We start from the raw sequence: 26390 nt of genomic DNA, 5'->3' as shown, positions 1-26390 counted from the left end.
TAAGCGAGAGGCATGACTAATGATTTCTTCTTTTGTTTTCTGAAAATTACGTAGGTTTCATAATGTTTCATTTGATATAAAATATTTATTGAATGAAAGGTGTGTCCTTGAAACGAAAGCAAATGATTAAGGATGTTCCCGAAATCATATAATAGTTGAATAATTAAAAAAGGCTTCGAGCGGTCTATTACCGCCGATCAAAAACCGTAGCGAATACCTATTTGTATTTGATAAGGATTTCCGGACGGATTAATGACGCCTACATTGGTATTCACATTATAGTTGTAAACATTTAATGTCGGATCAAAGCCTCTGATGTTATAAATATTCTGCTTTCCCAAGGTTTTTTGTACGCCCCAGTCCTTATGGAGTAAGTTCGCTAAATTGAAGATATCTCCGGAAAGCTCGATATACTGCGATTTGTAAGTCGTAAATCTCTTGGTTATCCGCAAATCCCAGGTTCCGTAGAATCCATTGGTACCACCATTCCGCTCGGCGATCTGTCCGATGCTCTGTTTAATGTATTCCTTTAAACCGGCATCTGCCTCCGGATTATCCAAAATCTGTTGAATGGCATTCCGATAGGCTTCGGGCACGTTGTTATTATTCGGATCGAAAATATAAGCTAAGTCGTTTGAGTTAACAAAATCACCATTTACGTTTCCGTTAACGGCCAATGAATAGCGTGTTCCGCCTATTCCCGAATAGCGCAAACCGATACTGATGCCATAGAAGGTGGGTAACGCGCCATATATTACTAACTTGTGGCGGAACTGCGTATTAGAATAAGCCATTCTACTTAAATCACGTGGATCGCCTGGCGTCATTAATTCTAAAGTAGCAGTATTGGCAACATCACCATTAAAGGAGGTGTTATCTTTGCTATCGTTCCAGGTGTAGCTGAACGATAGGACGCCGTCTTTATAGTATTGATAAGTTCCATCGAGAACAACGGCATATTGGTTGATCTTTCCTTCGCTATTCAGTTCCAACACCCTTCCTAGTTTAGTTGATTTACGCCCATTCTGCCAGTCGGCCGATCCATTCGCGGTGTTAATTGTTGATGCCGGAACGTATACGCCTCTATTCGCTTCATTGGCAATGCGAAAAAATGGTTCGTCGACCATATTTTTATCGACATACATATAATTGTTTCTCGCTAAACTGGCATATAGACTTAATCCTAGTTTTAAACGATTGGTAATAAGTCGATTGTATGAAATGTTTCCTTTATAAACGGTAGGTATCTTGGCATCGCTTCCGTTCATGTTAATAGTAGAAGTAGGACTTATGCCTAATTGCTCAAATAACTCATATCCTGGTGCGGTACTTGGATCTTGTCTATATTGTGGAAAGTTGGGCGTAATGCCAAGAGGCGCACCGGGAGCGTTACGCTGAACATCAATGGTTGCCACCTTTGTCCCGTCGAAAACCATGTTATTGATCATGGCATAATTGTTAATGTCGGATCCGAAAATGCCGGCGCCAAACTTAAGGATATCCCGTTGTTGCTCGTTAATGTCCCAGGTAAATTGAATCCGTGGCTGAAGGATAAAACTATTTAAGGCATTGGATGTATTTAATCCCAGCTCATCATAAACCAGTTGATTGAAATTCGGTTTATTGATGTAAGATGTGTAGTCTGCCCGGATACCGGCCATCATGTCTAAGCCCTTTCCGAGCTTGGTTTGCATCTGGGCATAAAGTGCGGCAGTCAAAATATTTTGCTTAACGCTGGGATCGTCTTCCAAAGCAATTTCGCGAGCATAACGATAAGGATCTAAATTATTAAACTCTTCCAGTCCTGTGAAATAGAAGCGGCCGTTCATTTCACTGCCGTATAGCGACTTCATATGGGTATACATGATGTCTGTTCCAAAAGTGTAGTTTATCTTTTCGGTATTGTAGTATAAATTGTCAGATAACTGAAATACGTTGTTGTAAAAATATTCCGGTATATAGCGCTGTCCGCCTAATTGTATATCGGTTAAAACTTCTTTTCCATCAATGGTTGAACTGATATTTTGAATGATTGCTCTCGGGATACTTTTGCCGGGAAGCTGTTCATTGGGAACAGAGGATTCGGAAGTGTACAAATGCTGTGCTTTGAGTTCATTGGTGATCTTGGGACTTAACACAGATCTCAGCGTTGCTAAGAAACTGTTATCGGATGTTTTGACGGAGCCATACACTTCATATAGGTTGATTTTGGAATTATCACCCAAACTGTGATTGTTCTTGTCATAGACAAAATTTTCTCGTAGGGTGAGCAAGTGTTTGTTGTTAAGTTGCCAGTCTACACGCGCAAAGATGGCATCGGTGCTCCGCTTTCGATCGAAAGATCCAAATTGCGGCGAACTGGCAACACCATATTTAGTTCTGGCAATATCTAAGAACTGATCAAGCGTTGATTGGGTTACATTATACCGCTTTTCATCTTCGGGTGAACGGATGTCGGCAACTTGGAAGGGTCTGGCATCCGCTTGATGATCCCAGGTGACATAAAAATGTGCTTTGTCCTTTACAATAGGTCCTCCCAATGAAAAACCATATTGGTAAGTAGAGAATTCATTATCTTGCTTATTACCACGGATATCGTAGGGACTGGATAACCAGTCGGCCCGTGCAAAGCCAAATGCGCTTCCCGTAAAGGTGTTGGTTCCGGATTTGGTCACCGTATTAATGGTACCACCGCCACTACGACCATAAGTTACATCATATTGATTGGTTACAATCTTAAATTCGCGTATCGCCTCCATGGAAATAGCATAGGAGCCGCCACGGCGATTGGCGGTACCGCCTGAAGTTGGGTTACGAGACGTCATGCCATCCAATGTAAAGTTGGTGGAAGATGCTAATTGTCCGGCCATACTGTTACCATTACTCATAGGGGAGAGGTCTATCAGGGAGGTGAAATTTCGGCCATTTACCGGTAGTTTTTGTATATCATTCCCCGTAACGGAAGTTGCAGCACCGAAGTTCCCTACGGTATTCTTAATATTAGATGCACTGATTTCGACTTCATCCATTTGGACGGATTTACTGGCTAAAGAAATATCGAGACGTAAAATATCTCCCTGATTGAGGGCATAACCGGTTTGTTCATAGGCAGAATAGCCAATATAAGTAACTCTAATGGTATAAGGTTTACCTAAGGGCAGCTGCTTAAAGTTGAACTGGCCGTTGCTGTTCGTTGTTGTTGTGTTGGTAAACCCCGTAGATTCATTTTTTACGATTACAGAAGCGCCGGCGATTGGACTTTGGTTTTCTCCTTTTACCGTACCGGTGATAGCCCCTTGTGTTGTTTGCGCCATCAGGTGCCCAAAACTTACTGTACTTACAATAAATGCAAATAACAGTAGACAAATGTTGCTTTTCATAATTTTCATTAATAATTTGTTCTTAATGGCCATGAAACTTACCCCTCCGCCAAAGCAAAGGCATAAACTATTACACCGTTGGTCATGGCAGTCTAAGTAAATTGATTTAAATACGTGTGTCTAAAAGCTAGACACTTTATGAAGCTGTGGTACAGCCGGTTTATAATGTTATATATATGTTATTAAATTGTTAGCTAACATTGAAAAAGGCACGCGTATATCTTCTATCTGGCATACGAACAAAATATTACGTGACGATTATATAAACAACATAGGCCAGGGCAGCGCCAATCAGCGGACCGATAACGGGCACCCAAGCATAGCTTGCATTAAATCCTGCTTTATTTTTTATAGGCAGAATGGCATGCATAATCCGAGGGCCTAAGTCGCGGGCCGGATTAATCGCATAACCGGTTGTTCCTCCAAGTGACAAGCCGATCACCCACACAACAAAAGCTACAGGTATTGCGCCGATGGATCCTAAACCTATTGGTGTTTTGGTATCATCAATGGCGATCTCACCATCTTTAAAGAAAAACACAGCGATAATAAGGACAAATGTTCCGATAATTTCGCTGATTAAGTTGATAGGTAGATTTCTGAGAGCAGGCGAGGTACAGAATACGGCTTGCTTGGCACCTGCATCTTCGGTTTCATCAAAATGGTCCTTATACATGAGCCATACTAAAAAAGCGCCGGTCATTGCGCCGATAAATTGTGCCAGCACATAAGAGCAGGCGGTAGCCCAACTTAGATTATCGCTTAAAATCATTGCTAATGTAACTGCTGGATTTAAATGTGCCCCACTATAGGGGCCTGCGATAACTACGCCTGTGAAAACCGCTAATGCCCAGCCGGTTGTGATTACGATCCAGCCGCTACTGTGTCCATTGGTGCCTTTGAGTACCACATTAGCGACGACGCCTCCACCTAATAAGATCAGTATCATCGTGCCTAATAGTTCAGCTATAAAAGGTGTCATAATTTAGTTGTTAACTTCTAGTTATTGGTTATTAGTTATTTGTTGTTCGTTATTGGGTTAGTAGTTATTAGTTGCTGGTTATTAGTTATTTGTCGTCAATTATTTGTAACCGATTGCGAGTTCCTTTTTCGGCCAACAAGCTAATTCCGAAGGTATCGAAAGCAGGATAAACTCACCTCTTTGGTTGTCACGCCGGCTCATTTATCGACTAATTATCACATTGGCTAATTGGCCGATTGATTTTCCAATCTTGCCCAGGCTTTCGCCGCTTCGACAGCGCGATGCCAAGCTTGCATACGATTTTCAATATCGATTTTAACATCTGGTTTAAAGGTTTTGTCGATTTGCCATTGATCTTTCAAATCATCCATGTCTTTCCAATAGCCAACCGCTAAGCCTGCAAGATAAGCTGCTCCGATAGCCGTAATCTCGGTGATTTTCGGTCGTACGACCGCTGCTTGCAAAATATCTGCCTGGAATTGCATAAGCAGATTGTTGTTAGTAGCGCCACCGTCTACACGTAATTCGTGGATTTCTTTTCCTGCATCTGCTTCCATAGCCTTTAATATGTCAACTGTTTGGAAAGCGATTCCTTCCAACGCGGCGCGAGCAATGTGGGACGCATTGCTACCTCTTGTCAATCCAACCATTGTCCCTCTAGCGTAGGAATCCCAATGCGGAGCACCGAGACCCGCAAAGGCAGGAACTAGATATACACCGTCCGTATCTTCCACCTTACTGGCTAAGGCCTCCACTTCTTCAGACGATTTAATAATGCCCAGACCATCACGAAGCCACTGTACGATGGCCCCGGCAATAAAAATGCTACCTTCTAAGGCGTAAGTCACCTGGCTGCCGATTTTCCATGCTATGGTAGTCACCAAATTATTCTTTGAAACGATTGGTTTATTGCCGATATTCATTAGCATAAAGCAACCTGTCCCATAAGTGTTTTTTACCATTCCTTCGCTTGTACATAATTGTCCGAAGAGTGCAGCCTGTTGGTCGCCTGCAATGCCGGCTATCGGAATGCGATCAGTCAGTATTTTTCCTGCGGTTTGTCCATAGATTTCGCTCGATGACTTAACTTCTGGAAGCATGCTTGCGGGTATTTCAAAAAGATCCAACAGTTCTTTATCCCATTGCATGGTTGAAATATTATATAGCATCGTACGGGATGCATTTGTTACATCAGTAACATGCTTTTCTCCATCCGTCAAATTATATATAAGCCAGCTATCAACGGTACCGAAGAGTAGCTTTCCGTTTTCGGCCTTTTCTCTCGCTCCATCTACGTTATTCAAGATCCAACGGATCTTTGTTGCGGAGAAGTAAGAGTCTATTAATAATCCGGTTTTCTTTCTGATAAGCTCCTCATAACCTTGTTCTTTAAGTTCGTCGCAATAGGGAGCGGTTCGTCTGTCTTGCCAGACAATGGCGTTATAAATAGGCTTGCCGGTTTCACGATCCCAAACAATTGTTGTTTCGCGTTGGTTAGTAATCCCGATGGCCGCTATATCTACTGATTTAACTTCTGCCTTTACCAAGGCCTCGGCGATAACGGCTATTTGCGAAGACCAAATTTCTCGCGGATCATGTTCTACCCACCCGGATTTAGGATAAAACTGTGTAAACTCTTTTTGCGCGATGGATACAATCTCTCCCTGGTGGTTAAAAATAATAGCACGAGAACTTGTTGTGCCTTGATCAAGTGAAAGTATATATTTGCTTTGGCTCATATTTTATTTTATAATGTTAGTTTGTATCGACTTATTATTGTAAACCAATAAGGTAACCTTTGGCAAGCGTGTCAAATTCCATAAGTTGTTCCTTTATCCAATTTGCATCTTTCCCTAGCTCACTGGCCATTATTTGGGCAACGGTTGGGGCCATTTCTATAGCAGCTTTTGCATCGAGAAAAAGCATGCGTATTCGCCTAGCCAGCACATCTTCAATCGTACGTGCCATTTCTTCGCGGATAGCCCATACTACTTCTGCTTTAACATGCGGATAGTTGACATGCAGCTTTTCTCCCAATCCATTTTCTTCTGATATCAGGCTTTTGATTTTTTCGGCATCTGAGCCATAAACGGTCCAATGACCTTGTTCGTGATTGTTTATGTCTGCACCATGAATTCGGATGTCGACTGTTTTACATGGCTGAAAAGCGATATTGGCGGTTTTAATGGCTTGATTTACGGTGTCTTCCGCCATTTTTCGATAAGTGGTCCACTTACCGCCTGTAATGGTAATTAGTCCGGAATCGCTGACTAGCAATTTATGGTCACGTGAGATTTCCTTTGTGCTTTCTTTGCCGTCTTTAGGAGCCGCCAATGGTCTTAAGCCAGCAAATATACTTAATGCATCCTTTCTGGTTGGCCTGTTGTCAAGATATTCCCCCGCAGTCTTTAAGATAAAATCTATTTCTTGTTCAAGTGCTCTTGGTTCTAGGCTGTGTTGATTAAGTGGGGTATCCGTTGTACCCAGTACTAGTTTGTCATGCCAAGGGACGCCAAAAAGAACCCTGCCATCACTCGTTTCAGGAATCATTAAGGCGCTCTTTCCCTGAAGAAAAGAACGTTCTATTACAATATGAACACCTTGGCTGGGCCTAACTAGCGCTTGATGTTTTGGCTGTTCAAGCGTTAAGATTTCGTCTACAAAAACACCGGTGGCATTGATAACCACCTTAGCTTTTACTTTATAGGCTTCCCCACTTTCTTGATCGAGAACCGTAAAACCATTTGTCTTTCCTTTGTCGTCTTTATTTAAGCTGACTACTTTGGCATAATTCAGCAGCGTGGCTCCAAACTGTGAAGCCGTTTGTGCAAGATTGATCGCTAAACGAGCATCGTCGAATTGTCCATCGTAATATTCTATACCACCTTTCAGGTGCTTGACTTTTACGCCTTGTATACGAGTGGTAACTTCTTTTTTGGACAGAAGGGACGACCTCCCGATGCGATATTTGCCTGCCATCCAATCGTAAATCTTGAGTCCTATTAAAAATTTCAGTTGCGCAAACCAGGTGTAGCATGGTATGACGAAACTTTGCGCATGTGCCAAATGAGGCGCATTTTTGAAAATAATTCCCCTTTCCCGGAGCGCACCGTAAACAAGCTTGATATCACCTTGTGCAAGATATCGTACACCCCCATGAACCAACTTGGTGCTTCGACTGGAAGTGCCTTTAGCGAAGTCTGCCTGTTCTACCAGTAGCGTCTTATAACCTCGGCTAGCCGCATCGACTGCTATGCCAAGGCCAGTTGCTCCACCTCCAATGATGGCGATATCCCAAAGACTGTTTTGACTTAGCTGCCCTAAACTAACGTTACGGCTGAATGTGTGTTGGAGAATGGTGTTTTCTTGCATGTGGGTGCCCAATTTAGCTATTCTTTCTTTTTTTATCAATTGGTTTGTATAGCAAAGTTAAATCATCCTTTTAAGAAATCAAAAATAATCTTTCGAAATAATTTCGAAATAAAATGAAACGACTTGCTATTCTTGTGTATTCAGGCAAAAAAGTTAAATTAGCGCAAAATAAATGCTATGAATAGTGTAGAGCGTCATCAGATTATTCTTAAACGACTGCAGGAAAAAGGGTCTATCAATGTGTTGGATCTAGGAAAGGAACTCGACGTGTCGACTGTAACGATCCGAAAGGATTTAAAATTGCTGGAAGAAAGACAGATGCTTTTTCGTACCCACGGAGGTGCTACCCTGAATAATCCCTATACAATTGACCGATCCGTGGTTGAAAAAGAGAAGTTGCAGTCGGAAGAGAAGGCGCTCATAGCAGAGATGGCAGCATCCCTGGTGGTACCCAACGATTCTATTATTATTGCATCGGGGACGACTGTGTTAGCAATGGCGAGGCATATTCACCCGCAGGGAAATCTAACCGTCGTAACATCAGCTCTTCAGGTTGCAATAGAATTAAACAGGCATTCGAACGTAGAAATTCTTCAACTAGGGGGCATGATGCGATCGAGTTCAGCTTCCGTAGCAGGACCGTATGCCGAAAAAATATTGGAAGATTTTTTCTGTAGTAAACTATTTCTGGGAGTAGATGGTATCGATCCTGACTTTGGGTTGACTACTACCAGTGGATTGGAAGCGCATTTGAATCGTAAAATGATTGAGGTGTCCCAAAAGACAATTGTATTGGCCGATTCCACCAAATTTGGCCGACGCGGTTTTGGTAGAATCTGCGGTTTTGATGAAATTGACGAAATCATTACAGATAAAAACATCCCATCCCATATGCTGAAGGAACTCGAAGGCAGGGGGGTGAAGGTGACGATTGTAGAATAGTTAAATAGTTGAGTAGGGAAGTGGTTGAGTAGGGAATTAGCCAATGTGGCAATGTGATGATTAGCCAATGTGATGCTTAGCCGATGAGCCAATGTCATGGACCATGCAAGCTTAAAGCTTACTGCTTATGGCCTAAAGCCTTACTGCAAATTAGCCGATGAGCCAATGTCATGGACCATGCAAGCTTAAAGCTTACTGCTTATGGCCTAAAGCCTAACAACTAATAACATCCATCCCTCAAAATAAAAATCATACCAATTTTCTTCAAATAAAGAAATGTGGATTAATCCACCCTGTGTTGAAAATTATTTACACTGATTCTAAATGTTAAGGTGCACCTTTGCACTTACCCTCTATTTACAACAAAAAATAATAAGGCTATGATAAGAGTTATAAAATTCGAAAAAGATAATTGCGCGCCTTGCAATATGGTGTCAGAATTTCTAGATAATAAGGGTATTAACTACGAAAAAGTAAACCCTTTTGAGAATCCCGAAGTAGCCATGCGATTCAGGGTGCGAACGGTGCCAACCGTTATCGTAACCAAAGAGAACGAGGAAGTGAAGCGTGTCATCGGTTTCAAGCCTGAGGAATTATTAGCCATTAGCAGTCTGCAGCAAGCGTAGATAAAGATCTTCGGTTATGCAACATTGGATCTATTACGATAGTAAAACCGGAAATGTAGATCGATTTGTGCATAAGCTAGAGGCCAGAACAGGTTGGTCCATCCGACGAATTTCTGAAAACCTGTCGATTTCTCAGCCGGGCCATCTCATCACATTTACTACCGGAAGGGGTGAGGTGCCCGTGGTAACAGATAAGTTCATGCAGCAAAACCATGATTTGATAAAGACGGTTTCTGCCAGTGGAAATAAAAATTGGGGACTCAACTATGGCAGAGCGGCAGATACCGTTGCAGCGATCTACCAACTCCCCGTATTATTTAAGTTTGAACTCTCGGGCAGTACCGATGATGTTCAACAATTTATTAACAAGATAAACGAATACCATGAATACCACAGTAACAAAGAATGCGAACATAGCTAAAAAGTGGATACTCCTGAATAACGAGATCATGACGAAAGATGACGACGATTTTCGCCTTTATAAGGATAAGGAAGCGGTAAGGTCATACTTTTTGGATTATGTAAATAAGAATACGGTATTCTTTTATACCTTGAAGGAAAAGATAGATTATTTGATTGAAAACAAATATTATATCAATTTCTATGCGCATTATTCTTTCGAGCAAATGAAGGAGGTATACGACTTTGTGTATGCGAAAAAGTTTAGGTTTCCTTCTTTCATGAGTGCTTTTAAGTTTTTTCAAAGCTATGCTTTACGAGATGATAGCGGTGAAAAATTCTTAGAGCGTTATGAAGACCGCGTGGTATGTGTTTCCCTTTATCTGGCATCGGGCGATTTGAATCGCGCGTTGGAGTATGCTGAGATATTGATTAATCAGGAATACCAGCCCGCGACACCTACTTTCCTCAATGCCGGCAAGCTACGTTCCGGTGAACTGGTTTCTTGTTTTTTGGATGAGATAGGCGATAGTTTGAGTGGTATCAGTTATGCCATTGACGAAGCGATGAAGCTGTCTTCTATTGGAGGAGGAGTCTCTTTTAATATTTCTAAAGTGAGAGCCCGCGGTGAAGCCATAAAAGGCGTGGAAGGACGTTCGAGTGGTGTTTTGCCGGTGATGAAAATAATGGAAGACACATTTTCTTATGCCAACCAATTGGGGCAAAGACCGGGAGCAGGGGCTGTTTATCTGAACGTTTTCCATAGCGATATTGAAGAATTTTTGGATTGCAAGAAAATCAACGTGGATGAGAAGTCGCGCATCAAATCCTTGTCAATCGGTGTTATCATTCCGGACAAGTTCATGCAAATTGCAGAACACGATGAGGTTTGCTATCTTTTCTACCCGCATACGGTCTATCAGGAATATGGTCAATACCTAGATGAAATGGACATGACCAAAATGTATGATGAACTGGTGAGCAATCCGAAAGTGAAGAAACGCAAAATCAATGCACGTCATTTACTGATTAAAGTTGCTCAAACACAAAAAGAAAGTGGCTATCCCTACCTCTTCTTTAAAGATAATGCCAATCGGGGGCATGCACTGAATGGGATTGGATCAGTGAAGTTCTCAAACTTGTGTACGGAAATTATGCAACTGTCAGAGGTTTCGGATATCAACCCATACCATGAAGAAGATACCATTCGTTACGGTATTTCCTGCAATCTAGGCTCGCTTAACATTGCTACCACAATGGAAAACCGCCGCATAAAAGAAGTCGTAAAAACAGCAATGCGGTCGTTGACAGTCGTATCCGATATGACAGATATTAAAATGGTCCCGACGATACAAAAAGCCAATCGCGAACTACATAGCGTAGGTTTGGGAGCCATGAATTTACACGGTTTCCTTGCTAAGAACTTTATTACCTACGAAAGCAAAGAGGCGCTCGATTTCTGTAACGTATTCTTTATGATGGTAAATTTCTATTCGTTGGAGTGTTCCATGGAAATCGCCAAAGAGCGGGGCGTGACATTTAAAGGTTTTGAGAATTCGGATTATGCCAATGGCGCTTATTTCGACAAATACATAAATAATGATTATTTCCCGGTAAGTGATCGCGTTAAAGAATTATTTGAAGGAATAACAATCCCGGACCGTGCTGCATGGGAGAAACTAAAGCAGGATGTTATGCAACATGGCGTATACCATGCTTACCGCATGGCCATTGCTCCTAATCAATCTACTTCCTACATTATGAACGCAACAGCTTCTGTTATGCCGGTAGTAGATACAATAGAGGTTCGGGAATACGGTGATAGCACGACCTATTATCCTATGCCTTATCTAAATAACGACAACTATTTTTATTATAAATCGGCCTACGATATGGATCAAAATAATGTGTTGCGTTTGATATCTGTTATACAAAGGCATGTGGATCAAGGTATTTCAACTATTTTGCATACCAATTCGAAAGATACAACGAGAGATTTAGCTAAGTACTATATATATGCTCATAAAATGGGATTGAAGTCACTATATTATACGCGTACGAGAAAAGCTTCTATCGATGAGTGTATCTCTTGTTCGGTTTAGTTTTTAGTATCAAGTAGCGAGTAATAGGTATCAAGTATCAAGTAGCGAGTATCAAGTAATAGGTATCAAGTAGCAGATAGCAACATAATAAAAGCGTCAGCTAGGAGTCCTGATACCTGTATCTTATGTCCTTATACTTGCATCTTACGTCTAAATAAAAAATAATGAATCAATATAAAGCAGTCAATTGGAACACGCCTGAAAATGAATATGTTGGCATGTTTTGGGAGCAAAATATAAGGCAATTTTGGATCGATACGGAATATATTCCCTCGAAAGATATCGATGTGTGGAAGAAGCTCACCCCCGAAATGCAGGAAACCTATAAAAAAGCGCTTGGAGGTTTAACTTTGTTGGATACCTTGCAAAGCCATACAGGGATGCCGAAGATATTGGATCATATCGATGGACTGCAGAGTAAGGCTGTTTTGTCTTATATGTGTATGATGGAGGCGATCCATGCGAAATCTTATTCGACGATCTTCACTACAGTAGCGAGTACACCTGAAATCAATGAATTATTTGAGTGGGTGCAAGACAATAAGTATCTCCAGTTTAAGGCTGCTACCATTGATCAATATTACCGATCATTAGATAAGAAAAAGGTAAGTAACGAGGAATTGTATATGTCACTTGCCGCTTCTGTTTTGCTTGAATCGTTTTTGTTCTATAGTGGCTTTTTTATCCCACTATGGTTAGCGGGGCAGGGACAAATGGTGGCAAGTGCGGATATTATTAAAAAGATTGTTGCGGATGAATCCATTCACGGTGTTTTTGTAGGGCTTTTGGCACAAGACATCTTCCGAAAATTATCGAATCAGGAAGAAGTAAAGAAAAAGGTTGTCGACTTATTGATGTTGCTCTACGAGAATGAGTTAAAATATACCGAAGAGATTTACACCGACGTCGGACTTACTGCTGAGGTAAAAGAATATGTACGCTATAATGCCAACAAAGCGTTAATGAACTTAGGCTTTGAAGAGCTTTTTGAAGTGAAGGAAGTCAATCCAATTGTGTTGAACGGATTGAACTTGGAAACAACGCAGCACGATTTCTTTTCAAAAAAATCTACAAATTACGAAAAGGCTACGCAGATCAGCCACCTGCACGATGAAGATTTTGCGCCGGATTTAACTTTACCTGTTTAGAGAATTGGAGGGAGTAGTTACTATTCCCAACTAACCGGTCTCTATTAACTATGGAAAAACCGAATGGCCAAACATTTGTTATAAGATAAAAAATAAACATCATGGCACATAGAGAATATCTTTTAACAGAGAGTGATTGCACGAATATTGAATTTTCCGAGCGTGTGATATCGATAGGAACAGGTACTTATATGATTTATAAAGGCGTTCGTGAACTTTTTAAGAGACCGTTGTTAGCTCTTGGTCAGGTAGCGATCGGCAGTGCATTATTATACCGAGGCGCAACAGGTACATGTGACGTGAAGCGATTGATCGAAAGGGAATATGAACATCCCGAAAAAGCAGAGTTTGTTTAACGAAAATTTTATAATGAAAGCAAAGGCCCTATCTGTGTCTATCAGCAGGGCCTTTATTATTTTGCACACACCTCGCTGCTACAGCAGGTTTCTTTTTTGAATGATGGATCCTTTATTTCAGAAGCGTCATGAGCTCGTTTTGATCAGGTTTTTACTTTTTACTTTTGAATTTTTACTTTTGAATTTAATTATTACATACTAACGCCGGCTTTTGGCGTGAGTGGCTCGGGAAGTGGGGATTCTCCTAATATTTCCTTTAAATCAATCTCAATATTTTTTGCAATGGTGGTCATGGGTGTATCATTGGGCTGCCCTTCAAAGGGATCCTGTATTTGAATTGCGATTTGCTCAATGATTAAAAAGATAAAAGAGATAATGATGGCTAGAATAAGGGTAGCGTAACCTAGCTCTTTAACCATAGCAAAGGGTATCAAACAAGCAAAAGTGTGCACCAGCAACCACGAAAAATAACCGTAAGGTACAGGAAAGGGGGTGTTTTTTATCCTCTCTGCTTTTCCTAACTCGTCGGTCAAATTTTGCAGAATGGTTTCCAACTGGACGAGTAAGTAAGTATTAAGCCTTCCCGACTCATTCAGTTCAGTTAGTTGTTTTAGATTCATCATTAAAAGCGTATTCGGCACATGTCTTTTGCTCTTGATCGTGTCATAATCTTCGGGTGATAACAATCGATTTAAATGTTCCGCACCCCCTTGCCTCCTTAGGTGTTTACCCATGGATTCGACAAAACCAATTTGTCTATAAATCAATGTGCGCGCAATATCGGTATTTTCCTTACCTAAAAAGCCCACCACTTCACGGGCAAAGGTTCGGGAGTTGTTGACGACAGCCCCCCAGATGATTCTTGCTTCCCACCACCTTTTATACGCAGCGTCGACACGGAAACCCATCAGAATCGAAAGGGCAGTACCCATGATGGCTATTTCAGTTTCCGGAATGGCGATTCGCCATCCGAATTCTATATAGCCAATGCATACAATAATTGATAACAATAAGTAAATAATGATCCATTTAGCAATAAGCCGAAACATATGGGCGGCTCGGATGTTGGTTTCTACAATCATATATTATGTATAAATACTATGCGCTTTGAAGGTGTGGCCATATCGAATAGGGTAACACTGGAAACGGACTATTGTTTTTTAGACGTCGCAGTTTCTTGCTAAGATAATAAATGAAAATAAGTAGGGTAATTGGGATAGAAAAACCTTCGTTTAATACAAATACCCCATCATGCGCTAAATAGATTGCCGTAGAAAATTAGCGTGTGAAATTAGGCTAATAAAAAAAATTTATATTAGGTTTGTACTGATATAAAAAATTTATGATTCAGTTTCTGAAAGATAGTACCTTTGCCGTAAATGACGTCATCAACCGGTCGTGGGATGTGTTAAGAAAACACTATTTCTCTATTGCCGGACTTTGTTTACTGCTTTTTTTAACTTCCAATGCCTCCGGAATCTTGGCTTTCTACTTTCGCGATGTTAGTCGCGTATTGAGCTCGTTTATGGCATTTGTTTTTGTGGTATTGTATTTCGGTATCCAACTTACATTATTCAAGTATATCTTTCATGTAGTGGACGATGCAAGGGAACATGTTTCATTACAGGATACGATTCCAACAACAAAAGAAATTAGCTATTTTTTTATCGCGATGATAAGCTTAGTGGCAATGATATTGATCGCTTTCGCCATATTAGCGGTTATTATACTGCCGGTTATTTATATTTTTAATAGTACGGAACATGCGGTCGATTTATTTACAATCTTATCTGTAATCTTTCTTATCAGCTTTATGATGCGGGTTGCTTTTTACCCCTTTTTTATTATCGACCGCCACGAACGTCCGTTTAAGGCTATTCGCTTAAGTTTTGCCATTACGCGGGGTAATTTCCTGAAATTATTGCTTCTATTAACTTTTTTAACCATTTTGCATTTGTTGTCGATTTATTTCAACTATCGGTCGTATCCCATGTTGTCGGCAGCTTTGAGTTTAGTGAACTCCTTTTTAGTTGTTCCGCTTTCCAGTGTTGCTATCGCATTGGCGTATCGGCAGATGATGAGAGAATACAAAGGGGAAGACGACCCAACGTTTATTAAAAATATTATTTGATTGGAATCAACCGTTAACTGAAAGTATGGGATTAAAAGCTGCTCTAAGTAAGCCTTTCGCTGCACTTGTGACTAAGAAAATTGATCGATGGAAATATCAAGCGGCGACCGTACAAGAAAAAGTTCGGGAGCAATTGGTATCGGCAGCGAAGAACACGATATTCGGAAGAGACCATCATTTTTCAACGATTCATTCATACGAAGATTTTAAAGAACAGGTGCCTGTTCGGGATTACGAAGGTTTACGACCCTATATAGAACGGGTGGTGGCGGGAGAGTCTGCCGTATTGTGGCCAGGGAAACCACTGTATTTGGCAAAAACCTCAGGAACTACCTCTGGAACAAAGTATATTCCGCTTACACGCGAGTCGATGCCGGAACACATAACAGCGGCTCGAAATGCCTTGCTAACTTATATCCATGAAACAGGAAATACATCGTTTGTTGATGGAAAAATGATCTTTCTTCAGGGAAGTCCGGAGTTGAAAGAAAAGAACGGTATAAAAATCGGACGTCTTTCGGGCATTGTTGCCAATTATGTACCTACTTATCTTCAAAAGAATAGATTACCCACTTACGAAACTAACTGTATAGATGATTGGGAAACAAAAGTGGATGCAATTGTTGATGAAACGTTAAAGCAGGACATGCGGTTGATCTCGGGCATTCCACCCTGGGTTCAAATGTATTTCGAACGAATTTCCGATAAAACAGGAGGAAAGAAAATTAAGGATGTATTTCCAAACTACAGCCTTTTCGTATATGGAGGGGTTAATTTTGAGCCCTACCGCGCCCGATTGGAGGACATGGTAGGTAAAGGTATCGACTCTATTGAAACCTATCCCGCTTCTGAGGGGTTTATTGCCTACCAAGATTCTCAAACAGAAAAAGGTTTATTGCTCCTTTGTAATGCCGGAATTTTTTACGAATTTATTCCTGTGGAAGAAATATTCCATGAAAAACCGACACGGCTTAGTCTTGGACAAGTCAAGTTAAATGAGAACTATGCCTTGATATTAAGCACGAATGCAGGCTTATGGGCTTACAATATAGGGGACACAGTAAAATTTGTTTCATTGAATCCTTATCGTATTGTCGTTACCGGGCGTATCAAACATTTTATTTCAGCCTTTGGAGAGCACGTGATTGGCGAGGAGGTTGAGTTTGCACTCATGCAGGTAGCCAAAGAAGAAGGCGTTGAAATCATCGAGTTTACGGTCGCTCCGCAGGTGAATCCACCGGCAGGTGAATTACCTTATCATGAGTGGTTCATCGAATTTGGAAAGCCACCGGTTGATATGGAGCGCTTTAGATTAAAGGTAGATCAGGCATTACAGCAAAAGAACACCTATTATTTCGATCTTATTGAGGGAAAGGTTTTGCAACCACTGGTCATTAGGATCATGAAAAAAAATACTTTTGTAGACTACATGCGATCTTTGGGGAAATTGGGTGGACAAAATAAACTGCCTCGTTTGGCAAACGACCGATCGATAGCGGAAAAAATAGAAGGCTATATTGTTTGATACAAATAATAATAACGCACAAAATGTAACATTTGGTTTCTTCAGAGAAGCTTGTAATTTAATAACAGATCCCTGATTTAAGGGGAGCAAATTACTTACAGATGAAAAGAATAGCAATATTGGGTGCGACGGGAAGTATAGGAACGCAAGCTTTGGAAGTAGCTCGGGAGCATTCGAGTCTTGTTAAAATAGAAGTACTTACTGCTGCAAACAATGCCGAATTGCTGATCAAGCAGGCACTGGAGTTCTTGCCAAAAACAGTCGTAATAACGGAAGAAAGCAAATACCAGCACGTTAAGGAAGCATTATCTGCAACAACAATTGAGGTGTTGACAGGTTGTAATGCGTTAAATGATGTGGTGAAAGGCACTTCTATAGACATGGTTTTAACGGCTTTAGTTGGGTTTGCCGGTTTAGAACCAACTGTGTCGGCAATTCAAGCAGGAAAGGACGTCGCATTAGCCAATAAGGAGACATTGGTTGTTGCGGGGGAGCACATTATGTCATTGGCCAATCAATATGGAACCAAAATATTGCCTGTAGATTCGGAACACTCAGCTATTTTTCAATGTTTATCCGGTGAGTCACTTGCTTCAGTTGAAAAAATCTATCTGACTGCATCCGGTGGCCCGTTTAGAGGAAAAGATCGAAGCTTTTTAGCCCATATTACAAAACGGGAAGCACTGAAACATCCAAATTGGATAATGGGGCAGAAAATAACGATTGATTCTGCATCCCTAATGAATAAAGGTCTGGAAGTGATTGAAGCCAAATGGCTGTTCAATCTTTCTATCGAGCAGATTGAGGTTATTGTCCATCCCCAATCCATCATACACTCTCTCGTACAGTTTAACGATGGATCATTGAAAGCGCAATTGGGATTACCGGATATGAAGTTGCCGATTCAATATGCGCTTTTACATCCTGGCCGGCCCACCAATTCTTTTCAGCGATTTGATTTTATGGACTATCCGCAGTTGAGTTTTGAGAAACCGGATTTAGAAACTTTCGCAAATCTTCGACTTGCCTACCATGCAATACAACAGGGGGGTAATATGCCATGTATTCTAAATGCTGCCAATGAAGTGGCTGTGGCAGCATTTTTGAGCGACGAAATTGGATTTTTGGAAATGAGTGCGATTATTGAAGAGACGATGACACTAATACCTTTTATTCTTTCTCCGTCCTTAGTAGACTATGTAAGCATAGATAGGGAAGCCCGTAAAATTGCGAGTGATTTAGTAACAAAAAAGAAAAAAGTATATCAAATAGAAAAATAAAGAATGAGTGGATTAGTTATGGCGGGCCAACTATTGCTTGGCTTGTCAATTTTGATTGTTTTACATGAGCTGGGGCATTTTTTAGCGGCCCGAGCTTTCGGAATAAAGGTTGAAAAATTTTATCTATTTTTTGATGCTTGGGGCGTTAAACTTTTTAAGTTCAATTATAAGGGTTGCGAGTATGGTATAGGTTGGTTGCCTTTGGGTGGTTATGTGAAAATTGCCGGAATGATCGATGAATCGATGGATACGGAACAACTTAAAGGTGAGCCGCAACCTTGGGAATTCCGATCCAAACCGGCGTGGCAGCGACTTATTGTCATGCTGGCAGGTATTATTGTCAATATCATCTTAGGCATTTTCATTTTCTGGATGTTAACGCTTCGTTATGGGGAGACTTTCATCCCAAATGATAAACTGACAGATGGTTTGGCGCCCGGTATTATCGGAAAGCAAGTAGGCTTAAAGGCCGGAGATTTAATTACGGCAATTGATGGAGAAAAGGTCGTGCGATTTGAAGATGTTAGGAGCCCAAAGGTGTTGTTAGGTAATACCAAATTATCGGTATTAAGAGATGGACAGACAGTTGACCTTATTGTTCCCGGCGATATCTTAAATGAAGTTTCAGATTTAGGTATAGACGAATTTGTTATACCTCGGTTTAGAGTCACGCATATCGAAAGTTTGCAAAAAGGTGGAACCGCCGAAAAAGCAGGGTTGAAACCGGGCGATAGTCTAATCGCTATCAATAATCAGCCGATCGTGTTTTGGGATCAGATGTCAGACGCCTTATTGGCAAACAAAAATAAAGAAACCAGTATAGTGTTTTGGAGAGCTGGTAAAATTGATACCGTGCAGGCAACGATAGATCCGGAAGGTAAGTTGGGTATTGCCGCGGGTCGTGATATTAGTCGGATCCCGCAAGAGCAGATTAAATACGGATTTTTAGAAGCACTGCCGATTGGTGCCGGTAAAGCATGGGGGTCTTTGACAGACAATGCAAAAGCTTTGGGCAAGGTGGTAACGGGGCAGGTGAAAGCGAATAAGGCCCTATCCGGGCCCGTTGGTATTGCCCGCATGTTTGGCGGAGAGGTGGATTGGGTGAAATTCTGGAGTTTGGTGGGCTTGCTATCGATGGCCCTGGCCTTAATGAATATTTTACCAATTCCAGCTTTGGATGGTGGCCATGCTTTATTCTTAATCGTAGAGATGATTAAGGGTAAGCCGCTAAGTGATAAATTCATGGAGCGAGCGCAAATTGTAGGATTCGTAATTATCGTTGCCTTAATGATTTTTGCGTTAGGAAACGATATTATGAAGGCAATGGGGGATAAACTTCCTTGATAATCTGAACGATACATAAATTTTTAAAATTTATTTGGTGATTGTTCTATTTAGCAATATATTTGCATCCCGTTCACGAGGGAATGCCCAGGTGGCGGAATTGGTAGACGCGCTAGTCTCAAACACTAGTGGGAAACCGTGCCGGTTCGATCCCGGCCCTGGGTACTAAAACCGAAAGGCAGCAAGTTTTTAACTTGCTGCCTTTTTCATATCCCCAAATAGCTGTTTCGGACGATTCGTTAATTCATGGTAAACTTCAAAAGAATTCTTTTCAGCCAGTTATGAGCTAACTTACCTCATTTAAATGACACCATTTATTGAGATCCTTTAATTGGTTAAGGAGACAAGTCCTACGACAAGTTATTAAAGATTATTATTTTTATTCCACGCACATATCCGCAAGACAATTGTTTGGAACTGTATAAGGCATCATGTAAAATTGATAATAAGCGAGCCTTCTGTTTAGTCAATTAACGGATAAAAGCGGAGAAGACGTTTTATAACATAGAAAAAATGAAACCAAGAATTTCTGTATTAACCATTGGTGTGGACGATCTCGAGAGATCGTACCAATTTTATCATGAAGGCCTGGGCTTACCTTCGGACGGAATTATAGGGCAAGAGTTTGAGCATGGCGCAGTAGCGTTCTTTGATCTTCAAAGCGGTGTAAAGCTGGCAATTTGGCCAAGGAAGAGTATAGCGCATGACACGGGTATCCGGTTGCAACATTCTTCCGCTACCGAATTTACAATCGGACATAATGTTAGCAGTAAAGAAGAAGTGGATTTCATTATGGAGCATGCTGATAATGCGGGTGCAAGAGTCATTAAGCCTGCTTCCGATACTTTTTGGGGCGGTTATGCAGGATATTTCCAAGACCCTGACGGTCATCTTTGGGAGATTGTTTATAACCCCGCTTTTCTCCCTGAGGTTTAATATGAAGCCGTATTGGTCGACATTATCGGGCATAAAAAAACCTCACTTTGGGGAAGTGAGGTAAAACTACTGTTTTTTTAATCAACCTAACCTAATGTGTAAAATGAAAGTAAGTGCCTTTTGATATAAAAACTGATACGAAGTAAATCGTTTTTTTTCAGGATAAAGAAATTTTTACACAGAAAGGTGTTTTTCTTACACTAAAAGGTTTTTTGGTGGTACGAAATGTCTATTTCCCGATATTTTTTGGCGTGAAGCCGTATTTTTTCTTGAAAGCTTTACTGAAATGATGAACATACTTGTAACCCATTAAATAGGAGGCATCCGTTACATTATGCTCGCCCTTTTGCAATCAGGTGTAATAGTCTACAACGCCAGAAAAGTTGATTAAGAAAAACCTTCATTTTTAATGTAGGATCCTTGAGAATTTACCTATTTTGACTAACTATTTTTATTTTTACCGTGGGGTATGCAAAATAAAGACGTTAGCATTGAATTGTTAATCATCGCTTGTTCAGCGGGAGGAATGATGCTTTTAATGGATTTGTTGTCTAGCTTGAAGGAAGATGTCGGCTTTGCGGTGTTGGTCATTGTTCACCGAAACGAAAAGTATGCAAGCTCGTTGGAACAAATGGCACAGCATAAATGTGTACTTCGGGTGAAATCGGCAGAAGAAAAGGAAACAATACAAGCAGGGACAGTTTATTTTGCGCCGGCAGGATATCACCTATTAATTGAAAAAGATCGCAGTATATCTTTAGACGCATCAGAACCGGTCCATTACTGTAGGCCGTCTATTGATGTCAGTATGCAAAGTGCCGCCGAAGTTTATAAAAAATCACTGGTGGCAATCCTATTGTCAGGAGCCAATAGGGACGGTGCCGAAGGCCTACGAGCTGTTTACAAGTATGGCGGCAAGACCCTTGTACAGGATCCGAGTGCTGCATTGGTTGATGTAATGCCGCGGGCGGCCATTGAAACAGGTGCTGTTACCGCAGTTCTTTTGGACGAACAATTGAAAGCATATTGTAAGAGCTTAGTTGAAGAAAATTAATGCTCCTATTATCAATGTGTTAACTTTTTTTGAATATTTTGTTTAAAAAATATTTGGAGGGAATGCCTTAATGTGTTAGTTTTGCAGTCCAAAATAACACTAAGTACTGCGGAAGTGGCGTAATTGGTAGCCGCACCAGACTTAGGATCTGGCGCCGAGAGGCGTGGGGGTTCGAGTCCCTTCTTCCGCACTTGATTCCTCCCGACAATATCGGGAGGAATTTTTGTATTAAGCATATTAAAACGCAACTAATGAACATTTCACAGGAGAGAGTAGACGACCTGAATGCAGTTATCAATGTAGAAATTACCCCTGCAGATTACACGGATCGTGTAAACAAAGCAATAAAGGAACAAGCAAAAAAGGCTAAGCTCCCGGGGTTCCGTCCTGGCATGGTGCCGGCTTCCCACATCAAAAAGACTTATGGTAAAGCGATTCTTTTTGATGAAATTAACCGGCTGGTAAGCGATAGTTTAAATAACTATCTTACAGAGAATAAAGTAGAGGTGCTTGGTCAACCGCTTCCAAAAGAGGGCTCTGAGTCTTCTTATAATTGGGATTTCAATGATGAGTTTAAATTTCAATACGAAATTGGTTTGGCACCGGCTTTTGAAGTGCCATTTAGTGAAAAAGACAAGGTGACCCAATATGATATTAAGGTAGATGATGAAACCTTGGCTTCGCGTATCAAAAATCTTCGTAAGAGCTATGGAAAAATGACGAATCCGGAAGTGTCAGAAGATGGAGATGTTTTATATAGCACATTAACGCAATTAGATGCTAGCGGAAATGCTTTAGAAGGCGGAATATCGAATACAGCTTCCGTGCGTACGGATCTTGTAGATGATAAAAAGATAAAAAAGTCTTTGATCGGGCTTAAAAAAGACGATGAGGTTAAAATCGACTTAAAAAAAGCATTCAAAGACGATACGATAGCGCGCATCTTGAATATAACGGAAGAGGAGGCAGCAGCTTTAACCGAAGGAACTTTCAAGTTGGTTGTGAAAAATGTAAACCGTTTGGAAGAAGCTGATTTAAACCAAGAGCTTTTTGATAAACTTTTTGGTAAAGATGAAGTGAAAACCGAAGAAGAGTTTAAGGCTCGTGTCACTTCAGAGGTTGAGTCGATGCTTGTTCAAAATTCTGATCAACGTTTACAACAAGACCTTTACAACTTGGGAATGGAAAAAGTGAATGTACAATTTCCTGATGAGTTCCTGAGAAAATGGTTAAAAGCGACTAACGAGAAATTGACCGATGAAGAACTTTCAGAAGGCTACGACGATTTTGTTAAAAATTTAAAGTGGACCTTGATTGAAAATAAAATCATTACGGAAAATAAGCTTGAAATCAAATACGAAGAAGTTTTTAAATTAGCTAAGGAGCGTATCGCGGCCCAATTTAAAATGTACAGTCCCGAGCCAATCAGCGAAGAACAACTAGCGCAGTATACGGTTCAATTTCTGCAGGATAAGGAACAGGCGAACAGACTGTTCGAAGAGGTAAAAGCCTTGAAGGTTTTTGATTTCTTAAAAGGTGTCGTGAAGCTGAATAAAAAAGAAATAGACTATAATAAGTTCCTGGAATTAAAGTAAGTCGCATAATTTTTTAGAAAGCCATCCGTTTGAAAAATGGGTGGCTTTTTCTATTGTCGCTAAGTTATATTTTGTCAGTTTTTTATTTTCGGATAAGGCATTCTGTCAGTTTTGATCGTTCAATGTCGTGTTAAGAATGCTTGGCGCATTCTTTGATACCTGAAAGTAAAAAAATAGTATTCACGCAAGCTATCATTCGAGATTCTAGAATTAATCTTATATATTAGCTAGGCAAAAGGCAAAAATCATGAGTATAGATAAAAATGAATTTAGAAAATATGCTGTTAAACACCACGGTATAGGAAGTCAACATGTGGATAGTTTTATCAATCGGGTAGAGCAACAAATGCCGGTGTCGCTGACTCCTTATATTATTGAAGAACGCCAGCTAAACGTCGCCCAAATGGACGTCTTCTCGCGTTTGATGATGGATAGAATTATCTTTTTAGGTGATGCTGTAACCGACCAGGTGGCTAATATAATTCAAGCTCAGTTATTGTTTTTACAATCTGCTGATGCACATAGGGACATACAAATCTATATCAACTCACCAGGTGGTAGCGTTTATGCAGGTTTGGGTATCTATGATACCATGCAATATATTTCACCGGATGTAGCTACTATCTGTACCGGCATGGCTGCTTCTATGGGTGCTGTATTGCTAGTTGCAGGTGCAAAAGGAAAACGCGCTGCGCTAAAACATTCACGTGTAATGATTCATCAACCTTCAGGTGGTGCACAAGGTGTTGCTGCTGATATGGAAATCAATCTACGTGAGATGTTAAAGCTTAAAAAAGAATTATATCAGATAATTGCTGATCATTCCGGACAGTCTTATGATTGGGTAGAAAAGGCATCAGACCGCGACTTTTGGATGACGTCGGGCGAGGCAAAGGAAAACGGAATGATCGATGAAGTGTTATTAGGAAAGAAAGATAAATAAAATGGCAAAGAACCCGAGAGAAGTTACTTGTTCATTCTGTGGTTTACGCAAGTCAGAGACCTTGATGCTTATTGCGGGCAATGATGCACACATCTGTGATCGGTGTGTCGCCCAAGCGAACGAGATCTTAGCTGAGGAGCTGACATTGCGTAAAAATAAGAGTGTGCAGGCCGCACTTAAGTTATTAAAGCCAGCAGAAATAAAGTCGCATCTCGATCAATACGTTATCGGCCAGGATGATGCCAAGAAAGTGCTATCAGTTGCGGTCTATAACCACTATAAACGATTGAATCAGAAGGTGGAAAAGGATGAAATTGAGATTGAAAAATCCAATATCATTATGGTTGGCGAAACAGGTACCGGCAAAACACTTTTAGCAAAGACAATTGCAAAAGTATTAAATGTGCCTTTTTGTATTTGTGATGCGACCGTTCTAACAGAAGCTGGCTATGTGGGTGAGGACGTTGAGAGCATTCTGACCCGACTTCTTCAAGCTGCTGATTACGATGTAGCTTCCGCTGAACGAGGGATTATCTATATAGACGAAATTGATAAAATTGCCCGTAAAAGTGATAATCCGTCGATTACGCGAGACGTGTCGGGCGAAGGAGTTCAGCAAGCTCTTCTGAAAATCTTGGAAGGAACGGTTGTAAATGTACCCCCACAAGGTGGTCGTAAACATCCGGATCAAAAAATGATCGCCGTGAATACTAGCAATATTTTGTTTATTTGTGGCGGTGCCTTTGATGGAATTCAGAAAAAAATTGCTAACCGTATGCGTACGCAAACAGTTGGCTATAAAATGAATAGCGAGCATGCTGAGATTGATCTAAATAATCTTTATAAATACATTACACCTCAAGATTTAAAGGCTTTTGGATTAATACCGGAGCTAATCGGTCGTTTACCGGTAATTACCTATTTGAATCCGTTGGATCGGGAAGCGTTGTTGAATATTCTCACTGAACCAAAGAATGCCCTGGTCAAGCAGTACAAGAAATTGTTTGACTATGAACATATCGATCTTCAATTTGATACGGAGGTATTCGAGTTCATTGTTGATAAAGCCAACGAATTCAAACTGGGGGCTAGAGGACTTCGAGCGATATGCGAAGCCATTATGCTAGACGCGATGTTTGAAATCCCTTCGCGGGAAAAAGATGACGGTGGAGAGCTTTATATTAATCTCGATTACGCAAAACAAAAATTCGAGAAGTCAGATTTGAAAAAGCTGCACGTAGCTTAAAAAAATCCCCCGCACAAAACGGGGGATTTTTTGTATATTGTTATGAGGGTTGAGTCGTTAAGTTGTTGAGTCGTTAAGTTACCACTCAACTATCACCCTACTCAACTGGTTCCTAAAAAGAAAACGATGACTAAAACAGTAAAAGAAGTTGAATCGGCGGTAAAACCCGGTTTAAAGAATAAAGAAGATATCGTAAAGAATTGGTTGCCACGGTACACGGGGCGCCCCTTAAATGAATTTGGAGAATATATCTTATTGACGAATTTCTCACATTATGTAAAATTGTTTTCGGAATGGCATGATAACGCACCGATTTATGGCCTGGATAAGCCTATGCAGAGTGTCTCGGCCGCTGGTATCACAATTATCAATTTCGGTATGGGAAGTCCGGTTGCAGCCACCATTATGGACTTACTCTCCGCTATACAACCGAAAGCAGCCTTGTTTTTAGGAAAGGCCGGTGGCTTGAAAAAGAAGAATAGTATTGGAGATTTGATTTTGCCGATCGCCGCGATTCGTGGAGAGGGGACTTCTAATGATTACTTACCTCCGGAAGTGCCCGCTCTACCTGCTTTCGCACTTCAGAAAGCGATATCCACTACTATTCGGGATAATAGTTTAGACTATTGGACCGGCACTGTCTATACAACCAATAGGAGAGTTTGGGAACATGACAAGGATTTTAAGAAATACCTAAAATCTTTAAGGGCAATGGCGGTAGATATGGAAACTGCTACCATATTTACAGTTGGATTCGCTAATAAAATACCGACGGGTGCATTGTTGTTGGTGTCTGATCAACCAATGATTCCGGAAGGTGTAAAGACGCAGGAAAGTGACTCGTCCGTAACGGCAAACTTTGTTGAAACCCACTTAAAAATTGGTATCGATTCTTTAAAACAGTTGATCAATAACGGGTTGACAGTGAAACATTTGAAGTTTTAGTCCCGTTGCCAGCGCGCAGCAAGCGTCGGCATTAATCCGATAGCTGAAAGCCGATTTCTGTTAGCTATTATAAATTGCTATGTT

21 protein-coding genes and 2 tRNA genes are annotated in these 26390 nt (G+C 40.8%); 18 read left to right on the top strand and 5 right to left on the bottom strand.

What is annotated here, in order from left to right; translation table 11 throughout:
- Positions 1 to 197: 197 nt before the first annotated feature.
- From M1D52_RS16435 to M1D52_RS16420, 4 genes are all read right to left on the bottom strand, one after another.
- Positions 198 to 3380: a TonB-dependent receptor gene (locus M1D52_RS16435; RefSeq protein WP_437393011.1), complete on the bottom strand. Its 3183-nt coding sequence runs from the start codon at positions 3378 to 3380 to the stop codon at positions 198 to 200.
- A gap of 247 nt (positions 3381 to 3627) precedes the next feature.
- Positions 3628 to 4362, bottom strand: coding sequence for an MIP/aquaporin family protein (locus M1D52_RS16430; RefSeq protein WP_377609587.1), 735 nt, complete (start codon positions 4360 to 4362; stop codon positions 3628 to 3630).
- Between the two features lie 224 nt (positions 4363 to 4586).
- Positions 4587 to 6101, bottom strand: coding sequence for a glycerol kinase GlpK (gene glpK, locus M1D52_RS16425; protein WP_013666175.1), 1515 nt, complete (start codon positions 6099 to 6101; stop codon positions 4587 to 4589).
- 34 nt (positions 6102 to 6135) lie between these two features.
- On the bottom strand, positions 6136 to 7734 hold the full coding sequence (locus M1D52_RS16420) for a glycerol-3-phosphate dehydrogenase/oxidase (RefSeq protein WP_437393009.1): 1599 nt from the start codon (positions 7732 to 7734) through the stop codon (positions 6136 to 6138).
- 177 nt (positions 7735 to 7911) lie between these two features.
- On the opposite strand from M1D52_RS16420, the gene M1D52_RS16415 reads away from it, so the two are divergent.
- The 6 genes from M1D52_RS16415 (at position 7912) to M1D52_RS16390 (ending at position 13307) form a co-directional block, all read left to right on the top strand.
- Positions 7912 to 8676, top strand: a complete 765-nt coding sequence (locus M1D52_RS16415) for a DeoR/GlpR family DNA-binding transcription regulator (RefSeq protein ID WP_013666177.1) — start codon at positions 7912 to 7914, stop codon at positions 8674 to 8676.
- Between the two features lie 380 nt (positions 8677 to 9056).
- A complete protein-coding gene (locus M1D52_RS16410; RefSeq protein WP_013666178.1) occupies positions 9057 to 9302 on the top strand; it encodes a thioredoxin family protein in 246 nt (81 codons plus the stop codon).
- Positions 9303 to 9318: 16 nt separating this feature from the next.
- Positions 9319 to 9723, top strand: a complete 405-nt coding sequence (gene nrdI, locus M1D52_RS16405) for a class Ib ribonucleoside-diphosphate reductase assembly flavoprotein NrdI (protein WP_013666179.1) — start codon at positions 9319 to 9321, stop codon at positions 9721 to 9723.
- Positions 9686 to 11803, top strand: coding sequence for a class 1b ribonucleoside-diphosphate reductase subunit alpha (nrdE, locus tag M1D52_RS16400; RefSeq protein WP_013666180.1), 2118 nt, complete (start codon positions 9686 to 9688; stop codon positions 11801 to 11803). Before nrdI ends, nrdE begins: the two co-directional genes overlap by 38 nt.
- 164 nt (positions 11804 to 11967) lie before the next feature.
- Positions 11968 to 12951 (top strand): class 1b ribonucleoside-diphosphate reductase subunit beta, encoded by a 984-nt coding sequence (gene nrdF, locus M1D52_RS16395; RefSeq protein WP_013666181.1) that lies wholly within the window; start codon positions 11968 to 11970, stop codon positions 12949 to 12951.
- 101 nt (positions 12952 to 13052) lie between these two features.
- Positions 13053 to 13307 carry a YgaP family membrane protein gene (locus tag M1D52_RS16390; protein WP_013666182.1) on the top strand — a complete coding sequence of 85 codons (255 nt, stop codon included), beginning with the start codon at positions 13053 to 13055 and terminating at the stop codon, positions 13305 to 13307.
- A 191-nt stretch (positions 13308 to 13498) separates the two neighbouring features.
- Here the strand turns inward: M1D52_RS16390 and M1D52_RS16385 are convergent, their stop codons facing one another.
- Positions 13499 to 14389 carry a bestrophin family protein gene (locus M1D52_RS16385; protein ID WP_149105547.1) on the bottom strand — a complete coding sequence of 297 codons (891 nt, stop codon included), beginning with the start codon at positions 14387 to 14389 and terminating at the stop codon, positions 13499 to 13501.
- Between the two features lie 260 nt (positions 14390 to 14649).
- On the opposite strand from M1D52_RS16385, the gene M1D52_RS16380 reads away from it, so the two are divergent.
- The 12 genes from M1D52_RS16380 to M1D52_RS16325 all read left to right on the top strand — a co-directional run bounded on the left by M1D52_RS16380 (position 14650) and on the right by M1D52_RS16325 (position 26306).
- A complete protein-coding gene (locus M1D52_RS16380; protein WP_013666184.1) occupies positions 14650 to 15438 on the top strand; it encodes a hypothetical protein in 789 nt (262 codons plus the stop codon).
- 25 nt (positions 15439 to 15463) lie between these two features.
- Positions 15464 to 16963 carry a GH3 auxin-responsive promoter family protein gene (locus M1D52_RS16375; RefSeq protein ID WP_437393007.1) on the top strand — a complete coding sequence of 500 codons (1500 nt, stop codon included), beginning with the start codon at positions 15464 to 15466 and terminating at the stop codon, positions 16961 to 16963.
- Positions 16964 to 17064: 101 nt separating this feature from the next.
- The gene (locus M1D52_RS16370; protein WP_437393005.1) at positions 17065 to 18243 is read left to right on the top strand and encodes a 1-deoxy-D-xylulose-5-phosphate reductoisomerase; all 1179 of its coding nucleotides are present in this window, start codon (positions 17065 to 17067) and stop codon (positions 18241 to 18243) included.
- A 3-nt stretch (positions 18244 to 18246) separates the two neighbouring features.
- Entirely contained in the window at positions 18247 to 19587 is a 1341-nt protein-coding gene (gene rseP / locus M1D52_RS16365; protein ID WP_130857546.1) for an RIP metalloprotease RseP, read from the top strand.
- A gap of 85 nt (positions 19588 to 19672) precedes the next feature.
- A tRNA-Leu gene (locus tag M1D52_RS16360) sits at positions 19673 to 19752 on the top strand.
- A 348-nt stretch (positions 19753 to 20100) separates the two neighbouring features.
- On the top strand, positions 20101 to 20523 hold the full coding sequence (locus M1D52_RS16355; RefSeq protein ID WP_013666188.1) for a VOC family protein: 423 nt from the start codon (positions 20101 to 20103) through the stop codon (positions 20521 to 20523).
- Between the two features lie 469 nt (positions 20524 to 20992).
- The gene (locus tag M1D52_RS16350; protein WP_437393003.1) at positions 20993 to 21577 is read left to right on the top strand and encodes a chemotaxis protein CheB; all 585 of its coding nucleotides are present in this window, start codon (positions 20993 to 20995) and stop codon (positions 21575 to 21577) included.
- Between the two features lie 108 nt (positions 21578 to 21685).
- Positions 21686 to 21767: transfer RNA gene (locus M1D52_RS16345), tRNA-Leu, on the top strand.
- Positions 21768 to 21828: 61 nt separating this feature from the next.
- Positions 21829 to 23172 (top strand): trigger factor, encoded by a 1344-nt coding sequence (tig, locus tag M1D52_RS16340; protein WP_130857300.1) that lies wholly within the window; start codon positions 21829 to 21831, stop codon positions 23170 to 23172.
- A gap of 247 nt (positions 23173 to 23419) precedes the next feature.
- Entirely contained in the window at positions 23420 to 24115 is a 696-nt protein-coding gene (gene clpP, locus M1D52_RS16335; RefSeq protein WP_013666191.1) for an ATP-dependent Clp endopeptidase proteolytic subunit ClpP, read from the top strand.
- A gap of 1 nt (position 24116) precedes the next feature.
- Entirely contained in the window at positions 24117 to 25361 is a 1245-nt protein-coding gene (gene clpX / locus M1D52_RS16330) for an ATP-dependent Clp protease ATP-binding subunit ClpX (RefSeq protein WP_013666192.1), read from the top strand.
- A 126-nt stretch (positions 25362 to 25487) separates the two neighbouring features.
- Positions 25488 to 26306: an AMP nucleosidase gene (locus M1D52_RS16325; RefSeq protein ID WP_130857301.1), complete on the top strand. Its 819-nt coding sequence runs from the start codon at positions 25488 to 25490 to the stop codon at positions 26304 to 26306.
- The last annotated feature ends 84 nt before the right edge of the window (positions 26307 to 26390 follow it).

Source organism: Olivibacter sp. SA151, from assembly GCF_054130995.1.
The sequence above is the reverse complement of the archived record's forward strand: the minus strand, read 5'-3'. Positions and strand labels throughout refer to the sequence as shown.